Source organism: Corynebacterium uterequi, from assembly GCF_001021065.1.
In the GTDB taxonomy this organism is placed as follows: domain Bacteria; phylum Actinomycetota; class Actinomycetes; order Mycobacteriales; family Mycobacteriaceae; genus Corynebacterium; species Corynebacterium uterequi.
Genome location: NZ_CP011546.1, coordinates 2,342,083 through 2,357,449, shown reverse-complemented (window position 1 = coordinate 2,357,449; position 15,367 = coordinate 2,342,083). Strand labels below are relative to the sequence as shown.

At 66.6% G+C, this 15,367-nt stretch carries 15 protein-coding genes; 10 read left to right on the top strand and 5 right to left on the bottom strand.

Features of this window, described 5'->3' with window-relative positions:
• Nucleotide 1: 1 nt before the first annotated feature.
• Complete coding sequence (locus CUTER_RS10670) at nt 2–1,507, bottom strand: DUF1846 domain-containing protein (protein WP_047260405.1); 1,506 nt, start codon at nt 1,505–1,507, stop codon at nt 2–4.
• 73 nt (nt 1,508–1,580) lie between these two features.
• Between CUTER_RS10670 and CUTER_RS10665 the strand changes: the two genes are divergently transcribed.
• Nucleotides 1,581–2,393: an Fpg/Nei family DNA glycosylase gene (locus CUTER_RS10665; RefSeq protein WP_047260404.1), complete on the top strand. Its 813-nt coding sequence runs from the start codon at nt 1,581–1,583 to the stop codon at nt 2,391–2,393.
• Between the two features lie 23 nt (nt 2,394–2,416).
• Here the strand turns inward: CUTER_RS10665 and CUTER_RS10660 are convergent, their stop codons facing one another.
• The 3 genes from CUTER_RS10660 to CUTER_RS10650 form a co-directional block, all read right to left on the bottom strand.
• Nucleotides 2,417–2,887 carry a hypothetical protein gene (locus tag CUTER_RS10660; RefSeq protein ID WP_047260403.1) on the bottom strand — a complete coding sequence of 157 codons (471 nt, stop codon included), beginning with the start codon at nt 2,885–2,887 and terminating at the stop codon, nt 2,417–2,419.
• A 34-nt stretch (nt 2,888–2,921) separates the two neighbouring features.
• Nucleotides 2,922–3,905, bottom strand: a complete 984-nt coding sequence (locus tag CUTER_RS10655) for a universal stress protein (RefSeq protein WP_047260402.1) — start codon at nt 3,903–3,905, stop codon at nt 2,922–2,924.
• 161 nt (nt 3,906–4,066) lie between these two features.
• On the bottom strand, nt 4,067–4,513 hold the full coding sequence (locus CUTER_RS10650; protein ID WP_047260401.1) for a MarR family winged helix-turn-helix transcriptional regulator: 447 nt from the start codon (nt 4,511–4,513) through the stop codon (nt 4,067–4,069).
• Between the two features lie 97 nt (nt 4,514–4,610).
• Between CUTER_RS10650 and CUTER_RS10645 the strand changes: the two genes are divergently transcribed.
• The 9 genes from CUTER_RS10645 to CUTER_RS10605 all read left to right on the top strand — a co-directional run bounded on the left by CUTER_RS10645 (nt 4,611) and on the right by CUTER_RS10605 (nt 13,057).
• On the top strand, nt 4,611–5,009 hold the full coding sequence (locus tag CUTER_RS10645) for a DUF5318 family protein (protein WP_047260400.1): 399 nt from the start codon (nt 4,611–4,613) through the stop codon (nt 5,007–5,009).
• Nucleotides 5,010–5,089: 80 nt separating this feature from the next.
• Nucleotides 5,090–7,360 (top strand): transglycosylase domain-containing protein, encoded by a 2,271-nt coding sequence (locus tag CUTER_RS10640; RefSeq protein ID WP_144412321.1) that lies wholly within the window; start codon nt 5,090–5,092, stop codon nt 7,358–7,360.
• 15 nt (nt 7,361–7,375) lie between these two features.
• Nucleotides 7,376–8,848 carry a glycosyltransferase family 87 protein gene (locus CUTER_RS10635; RefSeq protein ID WP_047260398.1) on the top strand — a complete coding sequence of 491 codons (1,473 nt, stop codon included), beginning with the start codon at nt 7,376–7,378 and terminating at the stop codon, nt 8,846–8,848.
• 5 nt (nt 8,849–8,853) lie between these two features.
• Complete coding sequence (locus CUTER_RS10630; protein WP_047260397.1) at nt 8,854–9,045, top strand: hypothetical protein; 192 nt, start codon at nt 8,854–8,856, stop codon at nt 9,043–9,045.
• Between the two features lie 227 nt (nt 9,046–9,272).
• On the top strand, nt 9,273–9,560 hold the full coding sequence (gene rpsF, locus CUTER_RS10625; protein ID WP_201775041.1) for a 30S ribosomal protein S6: 288 nt from the start codon (nt 9,273–9,275) through the stop codon (nt 9,558–9,560).
• Nucleotides 9,561–9,615: 55 nt separating this feature from the next.
• Nucleotides 9,616–10,245, top strand: a complete 630-nt coding sequence (locus CUTER_RS10620; RefSeq protein ID WP_047260395.1) for a single-stranded DNA-binding protein — start codon at nt 9,616–9,618, stop codon at nt 10,243–10,245.
• 54 nt (nt 10,246–10,299) lie between these two features.
• Nucleotides 10,300–10,752 (top strand): 50S ribosomal protein L9, encoded by a 453-nt coding sequence (gene rplI / locus CUTER_RS10615; RefSeq protein WP_047260394.1) that lies wholly within the window; start codon nt 10,300–10,302, stop codon nt 10,750–10,752.
• 517 nt (nt 10,753–11,269) lie between these two features.
• Complete coding sequence (gene dnaB / locus CUTER_RS10610) at nt 11,270–12,736, top strand: replicative DNA helicase (protein WP_047260393.1); 1,467 nt, start codon at nt 11,270–11,272, stop codon at nt 12,734–12,736.
• A 120-nt stretch (nt 12,737–12,856) separates the two neighbouring features.
• Nucleotides 12,857–13,057 (top strand): hypothetical protein, encoded by a 201-nt coding sequence (locus CUTER_RS10605; protein WP_047260392.1) that lies wholly within the window; start codon nt 12,857–12,859, stop codon nt 13,055–13,057.
• A gap of 40 nt (nt 13,058–13,097) precedes the next feature.
• Here CUTER_RS10605 and CUTER_RS10600 read toward each other — a convergent pair whose 3' ends face one another.
• Nucleotides 13,098–15,320 carry a heavy metal translocating P-type ATPase gene (locus CUTER_RS10600; protein WP_082121434.1) on the bottom strand — a complete coding sequence of 741 codons (2,223 nt, stop codon included), beginning with the start codon at nt 15,318–15,320 and terminating at the stop codon, nt 13,098–13,100.
• Nucleotides 15,321–15,367: the final 47 nt, after the last annotated feature.

Genomic DNA, 15,367 nt, shown 5'->3' with positions numbered 1-15,367 from the left:
CCTAGCGCTTGCGGTAGAGACGCTTCTTCCAGAACACCGGCTCGGAGGTGACTAGCACCCCGAGGTTGCGGAAGATGCCTTCGTCGACGGAGCCGAGGATGGTGGTGGTGTGGGCGTCGCACCCCTGGAGGTTCTTCAGCTCCGCGAGCGCCGCGCGGGCCTGGTCGGAGCTAGCGGCGGAGACGCTCAGCGCGATGAGGACCTCATCGGTGTGCAGCCGGGGGTTGAGCGATCCGAGGTGCTGCGTCTTGAGGGTCTGGATCGGCTCGATGGATTCCGGCGACAAAAGGTGCGTCTCCCGGTCGATGCCGGCCAGGTGCTTGAGCGCGTTGAGCAGCATCCCGGCGGAGCAGCCGAGCAGCGGGGTGGTCTTGCCGGTGACGATGGTGCCGTCGTGCAGGCGCATCGCCGAACCCGGCCGGCCGGTCGCCTCCGCGATGGCCAGCGCCGGGGCCACCACGGGGCGGTCCTTCGTCGACACGCCGGCCTTGGCCATGACGACGGCCGCCCGGTCAGAGGTGGTGGAGTCGGCCGAGTCGGCCCGCGCCTCGTCGACAAGGGCCTTGTAGTAGCGGCGGATGATCTCCTGGTTGGAGGCCTCGCGGCACACCTCGTCGTCGCTGATGCACATCCCCACCATGTTCACGCCCATGTCCGTGGGGGACTGGTAGGGCTGGGTGCCGGTGACGCGCTCCAGCATGGACTTCAGCAGGGGGAAGGCGTCGACGTCCCGGTTGTAGTTGACGGTTTGCTCGCCGTGTGCCTTGAGGTGGAAGTAGTCGATGACGTTCTTGTCGTTGAGGTCCACGGTGGCGGCCTCGTAGGCGAGGTTGACCGGGTGCTCCAGCGGCAGGTTCCACACGGGGAAGGTCTCAAACTTCGCGTACCCGGCCTTAATTCCGCGCTGGTTGTCCTGGTACACCTGCGACAGGCAGGTCGCCAGCTTGCCGGAGCCCGGCCCGGGCGCGGTGACGATGATGAGGTCGCGGCTGGTCTTCACCCAGTCGTTTCGGCCCAGGCCCTCGGCGGAGACGATCTTGTCCACATTCGACGGGTAGCCGTCGATGATGTAGTGCCGGGCGACGTTGAGCCCCAGATGTTCGAGCCGGGCCTTGAACTCCCAGGCGCGCTGGTTGGCGTCCTCGAACTGGGTCATGACCACATTGTTGACGAGGAAGCCGCGGTCGCGGAAGACGTCGATGAGCCGGAGGACGTCCTCGTCGTAGGTGATGCCCAGGTCGGCCCGGACCTTGCCGCGCTCTAAGTCGCGGGCGTTGAGGCAGACGATGATCTCCACGTCGTCGGAGATGTTCTCCAGCATGGCGATCTTGTTGTCGGGGGTGAACCCCGGAAGGACGCGGGAGGCGTGGTGATCGTCGAAGAGCTTTCCGCCCATTTCGAGATAGAGCTTGCCGCCGATCTCCTGGCGACGGGCGCTGATGTGTTCCGATTGCAGCGTGATGTACTTCTCGCGGTCAAACCCTAAGGGGCGCGTCGTCTTATTCATAACCACGGGCCTTAAGCGTAACACACGACGCCTAGCAATTGATAGAAATTGCAGCGTACTAGGCTCTTTAGCCATGCCCGAAGGTCACGTCATCCATCGCCTCGCGCGCCGCCTCGACGCCGACTTCGCCGGCCGGGACCTCGCCGTCTCCAGCCCCCAGGGGCGCTTCGCCGCCGACGCCGCCGCGCTCGACGGTCACCGCATCGTCGCCGCCGAGGCCGTCGGCAAGCACCTCTTCATCGTCTTCGACGACGCCGTCGGCCCCCGCCACATCGTCTACATCCACCTCGGCCTCATCGGTTCGTTGCGCTTCGAACCCGCGGTGGACATCGTCGGCGAGATCCGGCTGCGGCTCGTCGCCGGAGACATGGCCGCTCACCTGCGCGGACCGCAGTTCTGTCGCCGCATCGACGCCGCGGAATACCACGCCATCCGCGCCCGGACCGGCGAGGACCCGCTGCGTGACGACGCCCACCCGGCCGCCCTGTGGCCGCGGATCCAGCGCACGTCGCGGACGGTCGCCGCGCTGCTCATGGATCAGAAGCTCTTCGCCGGCGTGGGCAACATTTACCGCGCGGAGGTCCTCTTCCGCCAGGGCCTCTCCCCCTTCCTTGCCGGCCGGGACCTCTCCCGGGCGCAGTTCGACGCCCTGTGGGCGGACCTCGTGTTCCTCATGCACGTGGGGGTTGAACGGGGCCGCATCGACACCGTCCGCGACGCCCACCTGCCGCACGTCATGGGCCGCGAACCCCGCCAGGACGACCACGGCGGTGAGGTCTACGTCTACCGCCGCGCCGGTCAGAGCTGCTACGTCTGCGGCGCTACCGTGAAGACCCAGGTCCTCCAGGGCCGCAACCTCTTTTGGTGCCCGGGCTGCCAGGCCTAAGGGCTACGAGTGCTTAAGGGACCCTACAGCGCGCCGCGCTGCGCAAGGCCCACCTGCACGGTGACGGTAAGCACCCACATGGTAAACGGCAGCAACACCCAAAACGCGCCCATCCACGGCCGCCACCGCAGGTAGGCCCTAAGTTTGCGCACCATGATGACCATCGCGCCAATGAGGAACCCGATGGGCGGCAGCGAGACCACCACCGCCCACAGCGTCTGCAGCCGCGGGGTGCACAGCAGCCGGCCGCCGAAGGCCTCACACTGCTCGGGCCCGGCGAGGAAGCGGAACACGACACCGAGCAGGAGACCGAAGAGCAGCGTCGTGGCGACGGCAACGATCGCGTAGGTGACCGCCTGCCGGGTGGAGGCGCGGTTGCGGTCGCGGTGCGTCAGGGGGTCTTCGCTGTCGGCGAGCTCGTCGGCGTCGCGGGGTGCGGGGCGGTAGAGGTTGGCGTAGTCGGCGTCGTCCTCAAGGTCGTTTTCCGGGTGCATGACCTTCAGGGTAACGATGCCGCGCGAGCCGGGGCTAACGGTTGCGCGCCGGGTGGATGATGACCGGCACCGGCACATGGGGGAGGAACTGGGCGGCGGTGGAGCCCAAAAAGACCCGCTCGATGGGCCCGCTGGGGGTTGAGCCCATGCACAGAAGGTCCCCCTTCTTCCACTTGAGGGCGTCGACGGCGCCCGCCCACCCGATGCCGGAGCCCAAGACGGTGTCAATCTCCAGGTCGGGCAGGTGGTCGAGGAGCCGGTCCCGCACCCGGTCGAGCATCGCGAGCGCGTGCTCGTGCCACACCGCGGAGAGTTCGGTGGAGAAGTCGATGCGCTCGTCGAGGCGGGGCTCGGTCAACCCGGTCGGGGAGAACGCCGCGAGCCGCAACGGCACCCTGAGGTGGTGCGCGAGGGCGCCGGCGAAGAAGAGCACCTGGTCATTGTCCTCATCTTGGCTGTCGAGCAGTGCCACATTGACGCGGGTCACCCCGCGCTTGGAGAGCTTGATCCGGCTCGGGGCCAACGCCAGCGGGATGGGTGAGGAGTGAAGTAGCGAGTCCGTCGTCGTCCCGGAGAGGAAGCGGCCTTTAGGGGCGGCGGCGTGGGAGCCGACGATGACCAGATCGGCGTCGAACTCCTCGGCCGCCTCGGTGAGCAGGGTGGACTCGCTGGGCCCGTCGAGGACCACCCCGACCTTCTTATCCCATGAGTTTTTGGCAAGCCCCGCCTCGGTGAAGGCGCGGCGCACGGACTTGGCGTAGCTCGTGGTCTCGGATGCTAACCACTGCTTGTAGCGTCGTCCCAGCTTCGACAGCGAGGTCGTCGGCCACAGGCGCAGCATCGTCGACGCCGCCCGGACCCGCAGCGGCAGACTCCGGGCGAGCCAGGCGGCGGTGTTGATGGGTTCATCACCAAACTGCCCGGACTGCCAGGCAATGAGCACGCGTAAGGGTGCGGACCCGAAGGGGGCGGGCGTCTCTTCGGCGACGGTCGACGCCCGGGAAACCTGTTCGTTCATAGGGCTTTCGGCTGGTAGACGGGACACAGACTCAACACACAGGCCAGCAGGAGCTGCCGTTCATGTCTACTTTACTTTCCCGTCGCCGAAATGTGCCAGGAAGGACAGGTGGGATTCCCCAGCCCGGTGGGAAGGGTTCGCCACCCACCGGGTTCTCACGCCTAGTTGGGCAGCGCCCCGTAATTATCGGCGAGGCGATTGATGACGTCGGCGAAGTCCGCGGCCTTCTTCCGATCCTCCTCGTTGAGCGAGGCGAGCATTTCCGCCAGGTAGCGTTCGCGTTCGTTTCCGACCCGGGTGAGTTCCCGCTCGCCGAGCTCCGTCAGCTCCACTCGCACCCCGCGGCGGTCCTTCTCGTCACGCACCCGGCGAACCAGCTCGCGCCGCTCCAGCTGGTGGAGGGCGTTCGACGCCGTCGGCATGCGAATGGCCTCCTCCTGCGCGATCTGGCTGATGCGCATCGCTCCTTTCTCGGCGAGTCGCGACATGATGGACAGCTGGGGTCCGGTCAGGTCCGACTGCTCAGCGTTGCGGAAGTACATGACGTAGAGCTTCGTCATGGCTGGGCGGATCCGATGGGAGATGTCCTCAGGGGTGGAACTGGTCATGTCACTATCTTAGGACAGTTTTCTCGGGAAAATGGAGCGAGACCGCCAAGGTTGAGCCGAAAGTATCACGCACCAGACTCTAAGATGGCTGGCTACCATGCTCCACTACCGAAATCACGTCTCGCATCAGCTCGCCCGTGCCGTGCGCCTGCGCCACCTGGCCGCCGGCGTCATCCACCGTCGCGACGTCTGCGACGCCGATGCGGTTCTCGTGTCCGCCGCCACCTTCCACGGCGATTCCGCCGGCCGCCCCTGCCCCGTGTGCGAGGGCGACGGCTTGCGCGTCGTCCGGTGGATCTACGGCGATACCCTCGGCCGCCGCAATGGCACCGCGCGTCGGGAGGAGGAAATCGAACTCATCCTCACCGAGCTGGCCGGTGTAGCCATTCCCCGGGGCAAGGACGGGGTGGTCGCCGTGCACGAGGTTGAGGTCTGCCCCGATTGCCGGTGGAATCACCTGCTTGTTACGTCTGAGGCCTATGTAAACGACCGCTGATCGTTTTCCGGGTGGTGGTCAAACCACTAAGGTCGTAGAGGTATACCCGTCCGTCGCTTGGAAAAGTGGGAGCTACAACGGTGTCATCTTCATCAAGTTCTTCTCTCGACGGCGAGAGCGTGGACCAGGAATCGCCCCGCACCCGGTCGTGGTGGAAGCTGTTCCTGCTCGCCCTCGTGGTCATCATCGCGTTGCCGTTCGTTGCGTTCGGCATCTACTACGCCCGAATTGAGGTGCCCGAACCCAACGAGGTCGCCACTGCCCAGGTGGCCTACATCTATGCCAGCGACGGCGAGACGGAGCTGGCCAGGATCGTGCCGCCGGACGGAAACCGCAAGCAGATCTCCCTCGACGAGGTCCCTGCGCACGTCCAGGACGCAGTCCTGGCCGCCGAAGACCGCGAATTCTGGACGAACAGCGGCTTCTCCCTCTCCGGCTTCTTGCGCGCCGGGTTGGGCGTCATCACCGGTAACTCGTCCGCCGGCGGCGGTTCGACGATCACTCAGCAGTACGTGAAGAACGTCCTGGTGGGCAACGAACGCTCCGTCGAGCGCAAGCTCAAGGAGCTGGCGTATTCGATCAAAATGACCAATCAGTGGGACAAGGAGACCATCCTCCAGGCCTACCTCAACACCGTGTACTTCGGGCGCAACGCCTACGGTATCCACTCCGCCTCCCAGGCCTACTTCGACAAGCCGGTCAGCGAGCTCACCGTCGAAGAGGGCGCGCTTCTCGCGTCGCTCATCCAGCTGCCCAGCCAGTTGGATCCGTGGAACGACCGCCAGGGATCCGAGGCGCGCTGGAACTACGTGCTCGACGGCATGGTGGAGATGGGGGTCATCGACGCCGCGCAGCGGGCCGACGCTCGCTTCCCGGAGACCCGGGACCCGGCGGAATACTCCGCATACACCGAGGCGACGGGCCCGAACGGGCACATCAAGGACCGCGTTATCGCGGAGCTGGAGAGCATCGGCCTCACCGAGCAGGACGTCACCACCCGAGGCCTGCAGATCACGACCACGATCGACATGCAGACCCAGAACGCGACCCTCAACGCCGTGGAGGCCAACCTGGCCGGGCTGCAAGAGGACGCCCGCGCGGCCGTGGTGAGCGTGGAGCCGGCCACCGGCGCTATCCGCGGCTACTACGGCGGCGACGACGGCACCGGCTGGGACTACGCCAACGCGCCCCTGCAGACCGGCTCGACGTTTAAGATCTTCGGCCTGGCGGCCGCCCTGCAGCAGGGCATCCCGCTCACGGCGCGTTACTCCTCGGAGCCCGTGACGCTGCCGGGCGGCACCACCATCACCAACGCCTCCGGCACGTGTGGCACCTGCTCCATCGAGAAGGCGCTGGTGCAGTCCTACAACACCTCCTTCATCCGGCTGCAGTCCGACCTCGCCAACACCACCTGGGACACCGCCGACATGGCCCACGCGCTGGGCATGGCCCGCGAGCTGCCCGGCGTCGGCGAGACGCTGCGCGAGCAGGGCGGCCAGCCCTTCGACGGCATCATCCTGGGCCAGTACCAGACCCGCGCCGTGGACATGTCGGCCGCCCTGGCCACGCTGGCCAACCGCGGCGTGTGGCACCGCACCCACTTCATCGAGGAGGTCAAGGCCTCCGACGGCGAGGTGCTCTACGAGTTCAACCCGAACCAGGGCGAGCGCCGCGTCTCCGCGCAGGTCGCCGACAACGTCATGCAGGCCATGGGGCCGATCGCCGGTGGATCCGGCGCCCCCCTGGCCGGCGGGCGGCCCTCGGCCGCCAAGACCGGCACCGCCCAGCTGGGCAACACCGGCTACAACAAGGACGCCTGGATGGTGGGCGGCACGCCGCAGCTCATGACGTCCGTGTGGATCGGCACGGCGGACAACACCACCCCGATCTTCAACGCCTACGGCGGCAACATGTACGGCGCCAACACCCCGGCGGACATCTGGAAGATGACCCTCGACGGCGCCTTGGAGGGCCGGGACTTTGAGGAGTTCCACCCCGCCGAACCGGTGACCTACGGTGGCTACGGCGGGCGTCGTGCCTACGCCCGGGGCCGGGACGTGTTCAGCCCCAATTCCACGGAGCAGACCACGACCTCCGAGTCCTCGACGTCCGAGTCCTCCTCCGCGACGACGAGCGCCGGCACCTCGGCGGATCCGAACTCCCCGAACCCCGGCGAGCCCACCCCGGGTGGCAGCGAACCGCAGCCCGACACCCCGCCGTCGAACACCGGCGGCAACGTCCCCGCCCCGCCTGCTCCCGCGCCCGCCCCGGCGCCTGCACCTGCACCCGCGCCCGCCCCGGCTCCGGACCCCGCGCCGGCACCCGAGGCCGCCTTAGCCGAGACGTTCTAACGCCTCAGGGCGACGATGCTGTCTCATCGGCACCCTTCGCAGCGGGTTTCCCCCGCACTGTCGGAACCGGCGGTGCGCGGGGTCATCGACGCCATTGGCGGCCCCATCGGGCGCCATGGCCTCGTCGGACGCGCCCGCTGGTGGACCCCGCTGCGGGTACTCATCCTCCTCGCCCTCATTTTCCTGTCCCTCGCCTACGCGCAGAAAGCCGCGTGCCTGGGAGGCGTCGTCGGCAGTGACGGCACCGTGGGCCTGAATTGGGCGGGCAACCGGCAGTACACCGCCGCCTGCTACAGCGACCTCATCCCGCTCTACGACGGCCGCGGGATGTCCCGCAACGCCTTCCCCTACGCCTACTCCTGGCGGGATAACGGCCAGACTCGGTACATGGAGTACCCGGTGCTGGCGGGCCTCTTTCAAGGATTAATGGGGCTCATCGCCAATGCCACCTACCCGCTGGCCCGGGCCGTCGTCGCCGTACTTCCCGCCTCCTCGTGGTACTTCACCGTCACCGCCGCGGTCATGGGAGTGCTGTGGCTCGTCGTCGTTCGGCTGGTGGCGGAGTTGACCGGAAACCGCGTGTGGGACACCGTCCTGGTGGCCGCCAGTCCCCTCTTCATCGTCCACGCCTTCACCAACTGGGACATCCCTGCCGTGGCCTTCGCGGTGGGGGCGATGGCGGCGGTGGCGCACCGTCGGCCCGGACTGGCCGGGGTCCTCATCGGCTTGGGCACGGCGTTCAAACTGTGGCCGCTGTTTTTGCTAGGGGCCTACCTCGTCCTGGCTGCCCGCTCGCGCCACTGGCAGCCGTGGCTGCGGATGCTCGCGACGGCGGTGGCCTCCTGGGTGATCGTCAACCTGCCCATCATCGTCGCCTACCCCCGGGCGTGGGCCGAGTTCACCCGGCTCAACTCCGAGCGCGGCTGGGAGTGGACCACGATCTGGGCGGTGCTCAGCCGACGCCTGGGCTGGGCGGGCTTCGACGCCCCCGGGGCGGTGCCCGAGATTCTCAACGCCGTGACCTTCTCACTGTTCGCAGCCGCCTGTCTCGCCATCGCGGTGCTGGGGATGCGGGCGCGCCGACGCCCCCGGGTCGCCGAGCTGGTGGCGCTCATTATTATCGCCTTCCTGCTTGTTAATAAGGTGTGGTCGCCGCAGTATTCGCTGTGGCTTCTGGTGCCGGCGGTGCTGGCGCTTCCCCACTGGCGGCTCATTATCTGGTGGGGAGTTGCGGACATGTGTCTGTGGCCGATCCTCATGTGGCACATGATGGGCGCAGACAACCACGGCGCGCCGGGTTGGCTACTCGACGTGGCTATCGCCGGGCGCGACGGCTGCATCGTCGCCATCGGCGTGCTCATCCTGGCGCAGATGGTGGGCCGGCGACGGGATCCGGTCCGCGACGCCCACCACGGGCTCGACCCCCTGGCCGGCCCGTTCGGGCAGCGCGATGGCTGGGTGTGGCGGCGTCGGGAGCGCTACCCTTAGAGGTCATGATCGTCACCACTATCGGCATCGTTTCGATCGCCATTGGGCTGTTTTCCTTCGCGATGTCCTATCTCAGCGTCATGAAGAAGAAGCCGGCCCGCCGGGCGTGGACGTTCGGCCTCATTGGTTTGCTCTGCCTCACCCTCATCCCCGTCACCTTGGCGGTGTTCTGGGCGGCGCAGACCAACGGAACCTAGTACGGGGGCACGGAGCACGGCGCACCTGGCACGCCGCCGGGGTCGCGTCGGCTTTGTTTCTCGGCCGCGTCGAGGCGGCTTCGGGCCCTGGCGTGCGAAAAGTGATTTCTCCCCGAGGTCAAAGTACGGTACCCTGGCTAAGTTGCTTGACGCAACGACCCTCCTGTCATACCCACTCGGGGTATGGCCGAACAACTCGAACTAGACCATAGGAGGTGATGAGGTCCGTGCGTCACTACGAAGTAATGATTATCCTGCACCCCAGCCAGGATGAGCGCACCGCAGCCCCGTCCCTGGATAAGTACCTGGACACCATCCGCAAGGATGGCGGCTCGGTGGACAAGGTTGATGTGTGGGGCAAGCGTCGTCTTGCCTACCCGATCAACAAGAACGAGGAAGGCATCTACGTCGTCGTGGATCTCACCTGTGAGTCCCACAGCGCCCTGGAGCTCGACCGCGTTCTGAACCTGAGCGAGACCGTTCTGCGCACCAAGGTCCTCCGCACCGATAAGTAATTGAGTGGATACTGGTAGCTAACAAACCGGCTCTCCAGTAGGAAGGGAACACGCCATGGCACAGGGCGACACTCCGATCACCATCGTCGGCAATGTGGTTGCTGATCCGGAACTTCGTTTCACCCAAGGGGGTGCGGCGGTCGCTAATTTCCGCGTCGCCTCTACCCCGCGTCGCTTCAACTCCCAGACGAACCAGTGGGAGGACGGCGAGGCGCTGTTTCTCACCTGCAATGTGTGGCGGCAGGCGGCCGAAAACGTCGCTGAGTCGCTGAAGAAGGGCATGCGCGTCATCGTGACCGGTAAGCTGCGCCAGCGCAGCTGGGACGATCGCGACGGCAACAAGCGCACGGTCTTCGAGGTTGAGGTCGACGAGGTGGGCCCGTCCCTGAAGTTCGCCTCCGCCCAGGTCAACCGCAACCCGCGTGAGGGCGGTAGCGGTAACTACGGCGGTGGCAACTATGGTGGCGGCAACTCCGGCGGCGGAAACAACTACGGCGGGGGTAACTCCGGCGGCTACCAGAACAATTTCGGCGGGGGTAACTCCGGCGGCGGAAACAACTACGGCGGATTCGGCGGCAACCAATTCCAGGGTGGGCAGCAGTCCCACCAGCCGCCGCAGGACCCGTGGAACTCCGCCCCCGAGGCCGGCAGCGCGCCTGACGGCATCGATAACCCGCCGTTCTAGACACCACTCTTACCTGGTTCCCACACATCAACTGACCAACGAAAGGCAGGGATCATGAAGCTGATCCTCACCGCTGCCGTTTCCAACCTCGGTGTCCCCGGCGACATCGTCGAGGTGAAGGACGGTTACGGACGTAACTACCTGCTTCCCCGTGGTCTGGCCATCGTTGCCACCCGCGCCGCTGAGAAGCAGATTCACGAAATTAAGCGTGCCCAGGACGCCCGCGCCGTGCGCGACGTCGAGCACGCCCACGAGCTTCGTCAGAAGCTTGACTCCCTGGAGAAGGTCGAGGTTAAGGTTCGCACCTCGGATACCGGCAAGCTCTTCGGCTCCGTGACCGTCGGCGACATCGCCGATGGCATCCGTGCCGCTGGCGGCCCGGTCATCGACAAGCGCTCCATCGACCTGCCGAAGGCGATGATCAAGAAGACCGGTAACTACCAGGTCATGGTTAAGCTGCACCCCGAGGTTCTCGGCAAGGTTAACTTCTCGGTCGTGGCCGCCTAGTTTCCTAGGCTCACCACGGCGGCTTTCGTCCTCTCGGCGAAAGCCCAACGACAACAGCACCGACGCGGCCCCGCGCTTCCCTTGCGGAAGACTCGCGGGGCCGCGTCTTATGTACGGAATCGGGGCACGGGCAGGGCTGTGGATAACTCCCGGGTTGGTAACCTGTGATACACCTAAGCGTTGCATGAGGATAACCCCAGGTGACGGCGCTGCCACCTGAGAAGCGACCTGCACAAACGCCTTCTCCACGGATTCTCCACGGTTGTCCACAGTCTCGAAAGTGCTTCTGAGCTGGAATTATAATCAGCTGCGGCATAAATCTCCCGCGCTTCTCCACAGCCCGTGCTGATAGCACGGAAGCCCTTTAGGCCCGTTACGCTGCCACAACGAAAGTTATCCACAGCCAGGCTGTGGAAACGTCGATTTTTCCTCCACCGAAACGCGGTCCTCGGCGGGCGTCGCGGCGTGCTCTAGACTTTCGGTGGCACCAGTTACCCGGTTGGAACAAGGAGGACCCATGAGCTCTACGGAGTCGGAAGCTCATAGCTTTGACGACGACTACGCCGCCTTCGTCGCGCCGCCGGAACCGCCGGCGGATGTGGACGAATCCGACCGTGGGGGTCGCTTCTACGGCAACGGGCCGGCCCGGCCTCGTTATGACGACTTCCGCCAGCCGCCCCACGACCGCGACGCTGAAATGGGCGTGCTCGGCGCGATGCTGCTCAGCCCCCACACGGTGCTGGAGGTCATCGATGGGCTCTCCCCCGGAGATTTCTACTTCCCGGCACATCAGCTCATTTACGAGGCGATGCTCGCGCTCTACTCCGACGGCACGGACATCGACCCCCTCATCGTCTCCGGCCGCCTGGACCGCCGCAATGAGCTAGAGCGCGCCGGCGGCGCGTCGTACCTGCACACGCTCATGTCTTCCGTGCCGACGGCGGCGAACGCGCGCTACTACGCCAAGATTGTCGCCGAGAAGGCGGTGTTGCGACGCCTCGTCGACGCCGGCACCCGCGTGGCGAGCATGGGCTATGAGGGTGGCGACGGCGACGAGGAGATCGAGTCGCTCATCGACCGCGCCCAGCAGGAAGTCTTCGCCATCGGCGACGACCGCAGCGCCGAAGACTACCGGGTGCTCAAAGACCTGCTCACCCCCACCCTCGACGAGATGGTGGCCCTGCAACAGGGCGGACTGGAGACGGGCGTGCCCACCGGGTTTATCGATCTCGATAACCTCATCAACGGGTTGCGGGCCGGCCAGATGATTATCGTCGCCGCCCGTCCCGGCGTCGGTAAGTCCACCCTGGCGCTCGACTTCATCCGCTCGTGCTCCATCACCCACGGCAAAACCTCCGTGATCTTCTCGCTGGAGATGAGCTCCTCGGAGATCGTCATGCGTATGCTCTCCGCGGAGACGGAGGTCAAGCTGTCGGACATGCGCGCCGGAAAGCTGGAGTCCACGGATTGGGAGAAGATCACTGACCGGCTGGGGCAGATCCAGGACGCGCCGCTGTTCATCGACGACTCCCCCAACATGACCATGATGGAGATCCGCTCCAAGTCCCGGCGTATCAAGCAACAGTACGGCCTGGACCTCATTGTCCTGGACTACCTCCAGCTCATGAGCTCGGGCAAGAAGGTGGAGTCCCGCCAGCAGGAGGTCTCCGAGTTCTCCCGCCAGCTCAAGCTGCTGGCCAAGGAGCTGGAGGTCCCGCTCATCGCGATTTCACAGCTCAACCGTGGCCCGGAGTCGCGTACGGATAAGCGTCCGCAGCTGGCGGACCTGCGCGAATCCGGCTCGCTGGAGCAGGACGCGGACATCGTTATGTTGCTCTACCGCCCGGACTCCCAAGATCGGGATAATGAGCGCGCCGGCGAGGCGGACATCATCCTGGCGAAGCACCGTGGCGGGCCCATCGACACGGTTTCTGTGGCGCACCAGCTGCACTACTCGCGCTTCGTCAACATGGCTCATGGCTAGGCTAACCTATGGGCTGACCAGCGTAATTAGGAATGGCTTACCATTGGTGACGGAAGGCGAGAAAGAACCTATTATTGGGTTTTCCATCATCGCCTGAAGTCACCGCTGGGAGTGATCCGCATGACCGTCCGCACCATCACGTCCGAGAGGCCCTGTACCGCCACCCGCATCCGCCTGGCGGGCCGGGAGCGGGACGTCATTACCGTCGCCCACACCCCCAGCAATCTGCTGCTGCTCAACCTTCCGCGCCGCATCGACGACATCGCTGCGGCGACCGAGGCGCCCCGACGCCGCCGGTGGTGGCGGCTGCTCGGCCGCTAGGTGTTATGTCCCGCTAGGTGGCGTCGGGACCCGTGGGCTGTCAGCTACGGCGCAGCGGCTCGAAGCGTCGCAGCCGCAGCGAGTTGCCGACGACGAACACCGAGCTCAGCGCCATCGCAATGCCGGCGAGCATCGGGTTGAGAAGGCCGAAAGCGGCCACCGGCACCAAGATCGTGTTGTAGGCGAACGCCCAGAACAGGTTGCCCTTGATGGTTCGCAGGGTGCGCCGCGACAGGCGGATCGCGTCCGCCGCCGAGAGCAGATCCCCATTCATCATGGTGATGTCCGCCGCCTCAATGGCGACGTCCGTGCCCGAGCCCATTGCTAGGCCCAGGTCGGCGGTGGCCAACGCCGCCGCGTCGTTGACGCCGTCGCCCACCATGGCGACCGTCCGGCCCTGGTCCATGAGCCGTTCGACGGCGCGCACCTTGTCCTCGGGCAGGACTTCCGCGATCACCCGGCTGGGGTCAATCCCCACCTCCGCGGCCACTGCCTGCGCGGCGCGGGCGTTGTCGCCGGTCACCAGATATGCCTGCAACCCCAGCTCCCCCAGCGCGGCGATGGCCTGCGCCGACGTCGCCTTGACGTCGTCACGCACGGTGACCACGCCGACCGCCTCCCCGTCAGCCTCCACGGCCACCGCCGTGAAGCCCTGGGCGAGCGCGTCCTCGAAGGCCGTGGCCAGCGGTGGCGGCAGCGGCGCCGACGGACGCCCAACCCGCACCCGACGGCCCTCGACGACGCCATGAACGGCCGTCCCGGCGTCGTTGCGAAACTCGGTAACCGGGGCTAGCTCCTCCCGGGCAGCGGCGACGATGGCGCGGGCGATGGGATGCTCGGACGCCTGCTCGACGGCCGCGGCCAGGCGCAGCGCTTCGTCGTCGGTGGCGTGAGCGACGGTCATGACGCCGGTGGTGACGGTACCGGTCTTGTCGAGGACGATGGTATCGACCAACCGGGTCGATTCCAGCACCTCAGGGCCCTTAATGAGCAGCCCCAGCTGCGCGCCGCGCGACGTGCCCACCAGCAACGCGGTGGGCGTGGCCAACCCCAGCGCGCAGGGGCACGCGATGATGAGCACGGCGATGGCCGCTGTCAGCGCCCAGGAGGGATCGTGGCCGGCGAGCCCGTGGGCGAAGGACGTCAGCGCCGAAATGCCGATGATCGACGGGACAAAGACCGCCGAAATCTTATCCACCAGGCGCTGCACCGGCGCCTTCTTCGCCTGGGCGTCGGTCACCAGGCGGGCCATGTGCGCCAGCACCGTGTCCGTGCCGACGCGGGTCGCCTCCACCAGCAGGCGCCCCGACGCGTTAATCGTGGCCCCGGTGACCAGGGATCCCGGCTCCACGTCGACGGGCACCGACTCGCCGGTGAGCATCGACTCGTCAACGGCCGACCGGCCCTCAACAACCCGGCCGTCGGTGGGAATCTTCTCCCCCGGCCGAACGACCATGACGTCGCCGGGGCGCAGCTGACTCGCCGGGACGCGGATCTCTCGCGCGTCGCGGATCACCGCGGCGTCCTTCGCGCCCAGATCGAGCAGGGCGCGCAGCGCCTGCGTGGATTGGCCCTTAGCGCGGACCTCGAACCAGCGCCCGAGCAGCAGGAACGTGATGACGACGGCCACGGACTCCAGGTAGATCTCATCCATGCTGTGCCCGGAGGGCAGCAGCGACATGTGCATGGTCATCCCGGGCCGCCCGGCGGTGCCGAAGAAGAGCGCCCACAGGCTCCAGAAGTAGGCCGCCGACGTACCCATCGAGATGAGCGTGTCCATCGTCGTCGCGCCGTGACGGAGATTAATAAGCGCGTTGCGGTGGAACGGCGCCCCACCGACGAAGAACACCATGGTGGTGGCCGTGAACGCCGCCCACTGCCAGTTGGGGAATTGCCAGGCGGGGATCATGGACACGAGCATGACCGGTACCGCGAGCAGAGCGGACAGCAGCGTGCGTCGCCGAAGGTCGGCGGCCTCGCGTTCTCGGGCCTGCTCGTGCCGGTCCCCCGCCGTAGCGTCGGTGGAGGGGGCGTCGGTGTAGGGGGCGTCGTCGGCCGTTGCCGGGCCGGACGCATGCGGGTCGGCGATCCTAAAGGCGTCGTAACCGGCTGCCCGGATCACGTCGACGAGCCGTGCTTCGTCGGCCTTCGTGGGGTCGAAGCTGACCGACGCGGACTCGGTGGCGAAGTTCACCGTGGCCTCGACGCCGTCGAGCTTGTTGAGCTTGCGCTGCACCCGGGACGAACATGACGTGCACGTCATGCCGGTCACCCCGAAGTCAAGATGGCTCAGCGCCTCCGGGGCGGCTA

Excerpts from the sequence above, each read along its gene's own strand:
- CUTER_RS10670 (WP_047260405.1), bottom strand. The coding sequence starts at position 1,507 with ATGAATAAGACGACGCGCCCCTTAGGGTTTGACCGCGAGAAGTACATC.
- CUTER_RS10665 (WP_047260404.1), top strand. The coding sequence starts at position 1,581 with ATGCCCGAAGGTCACGTCATCCATCGCCTCGCGCGCCGCCTCGACGCC.
- CUTER_RS10660 (WP_047260403.1), bottom strand. The coding sequence starts at position 2,887 with ATGCACCCGGAAAACGACCTTGAGGACGACGCCGACTACGCCAACCTC.
- CUTER_RS10655 (WP_047260402.1), bottom strand. The coding sequence starts at position 3,905 with ATGAACGAACAGGTTTCCCGGGCGTCGACCGTCGCCGAAGAGACGCCC.
- CUTER_RS10650 (WP_047260401.1), bottom strand. The coding sequence starts at position 4,513 with ATGACCAGTTCCACCCCTGAGGACATCTCCCATCGGATCCGCCCAGCC.
- CUTER_RS10645 (WP_047260400.1), top strand. The coding sequence starts at position 4,611 with ATGCTCCACTACCGAAATCACGTCTCGCATCAGCTCGCCCGTGCCGTG.
- CUTER_RS10635 (WP_047260398.1), top strand. The coding sequence starts at position 7,376 with ATGCTGTCTCATCGGCACCCTTCGCAGCGGGTTTCCCCCGCACTGTCG.
- CUTER_RS10630 (WP_047260397.1), top strand. The coding sequence starts at position 8,854 with ATGATCGTCACCACTATCGGCATCGTTTCGATCGCCATTGGGCTGTTT.
- CUTER_RS10620 (WP_047260395.1), top strand. The coding sequence starts at position 9,616 with ATGGCACAGGGCGACACTCCGATCACCATCGTCGGCAATGTGGTTGCT.
- rplI (WP_047260394.1), top strand. The coding sequence starts at position 10,300 with ATGAAGCTGATCCTCACCGCTGCCGTTTCCAACCTCGGTGTCCCCGGC.
- dnaB (WP_047260393.1), top strand. The coding sequence starts at position 11,270 with ATGAGCTCTACGGAGTCGGAAGCTCATAGCTTTGACGACGACTACGCC.
- CUTER_RS10605 (WP_047260392.1), top strand. The coding sequence starts at position 12,857 with ATGACCGTCCGCACCATCACGTCCGAGAGGCCCTGTACCGCCACCCGC.
- CUTER_RS10600 (WP_082121434.1), bottom strand. The coding sequence starts at position 15,320 with ATGACGTGCACGTCATGTTCGTCCCGGGTGCAGCGCAAGCTCAACAAG.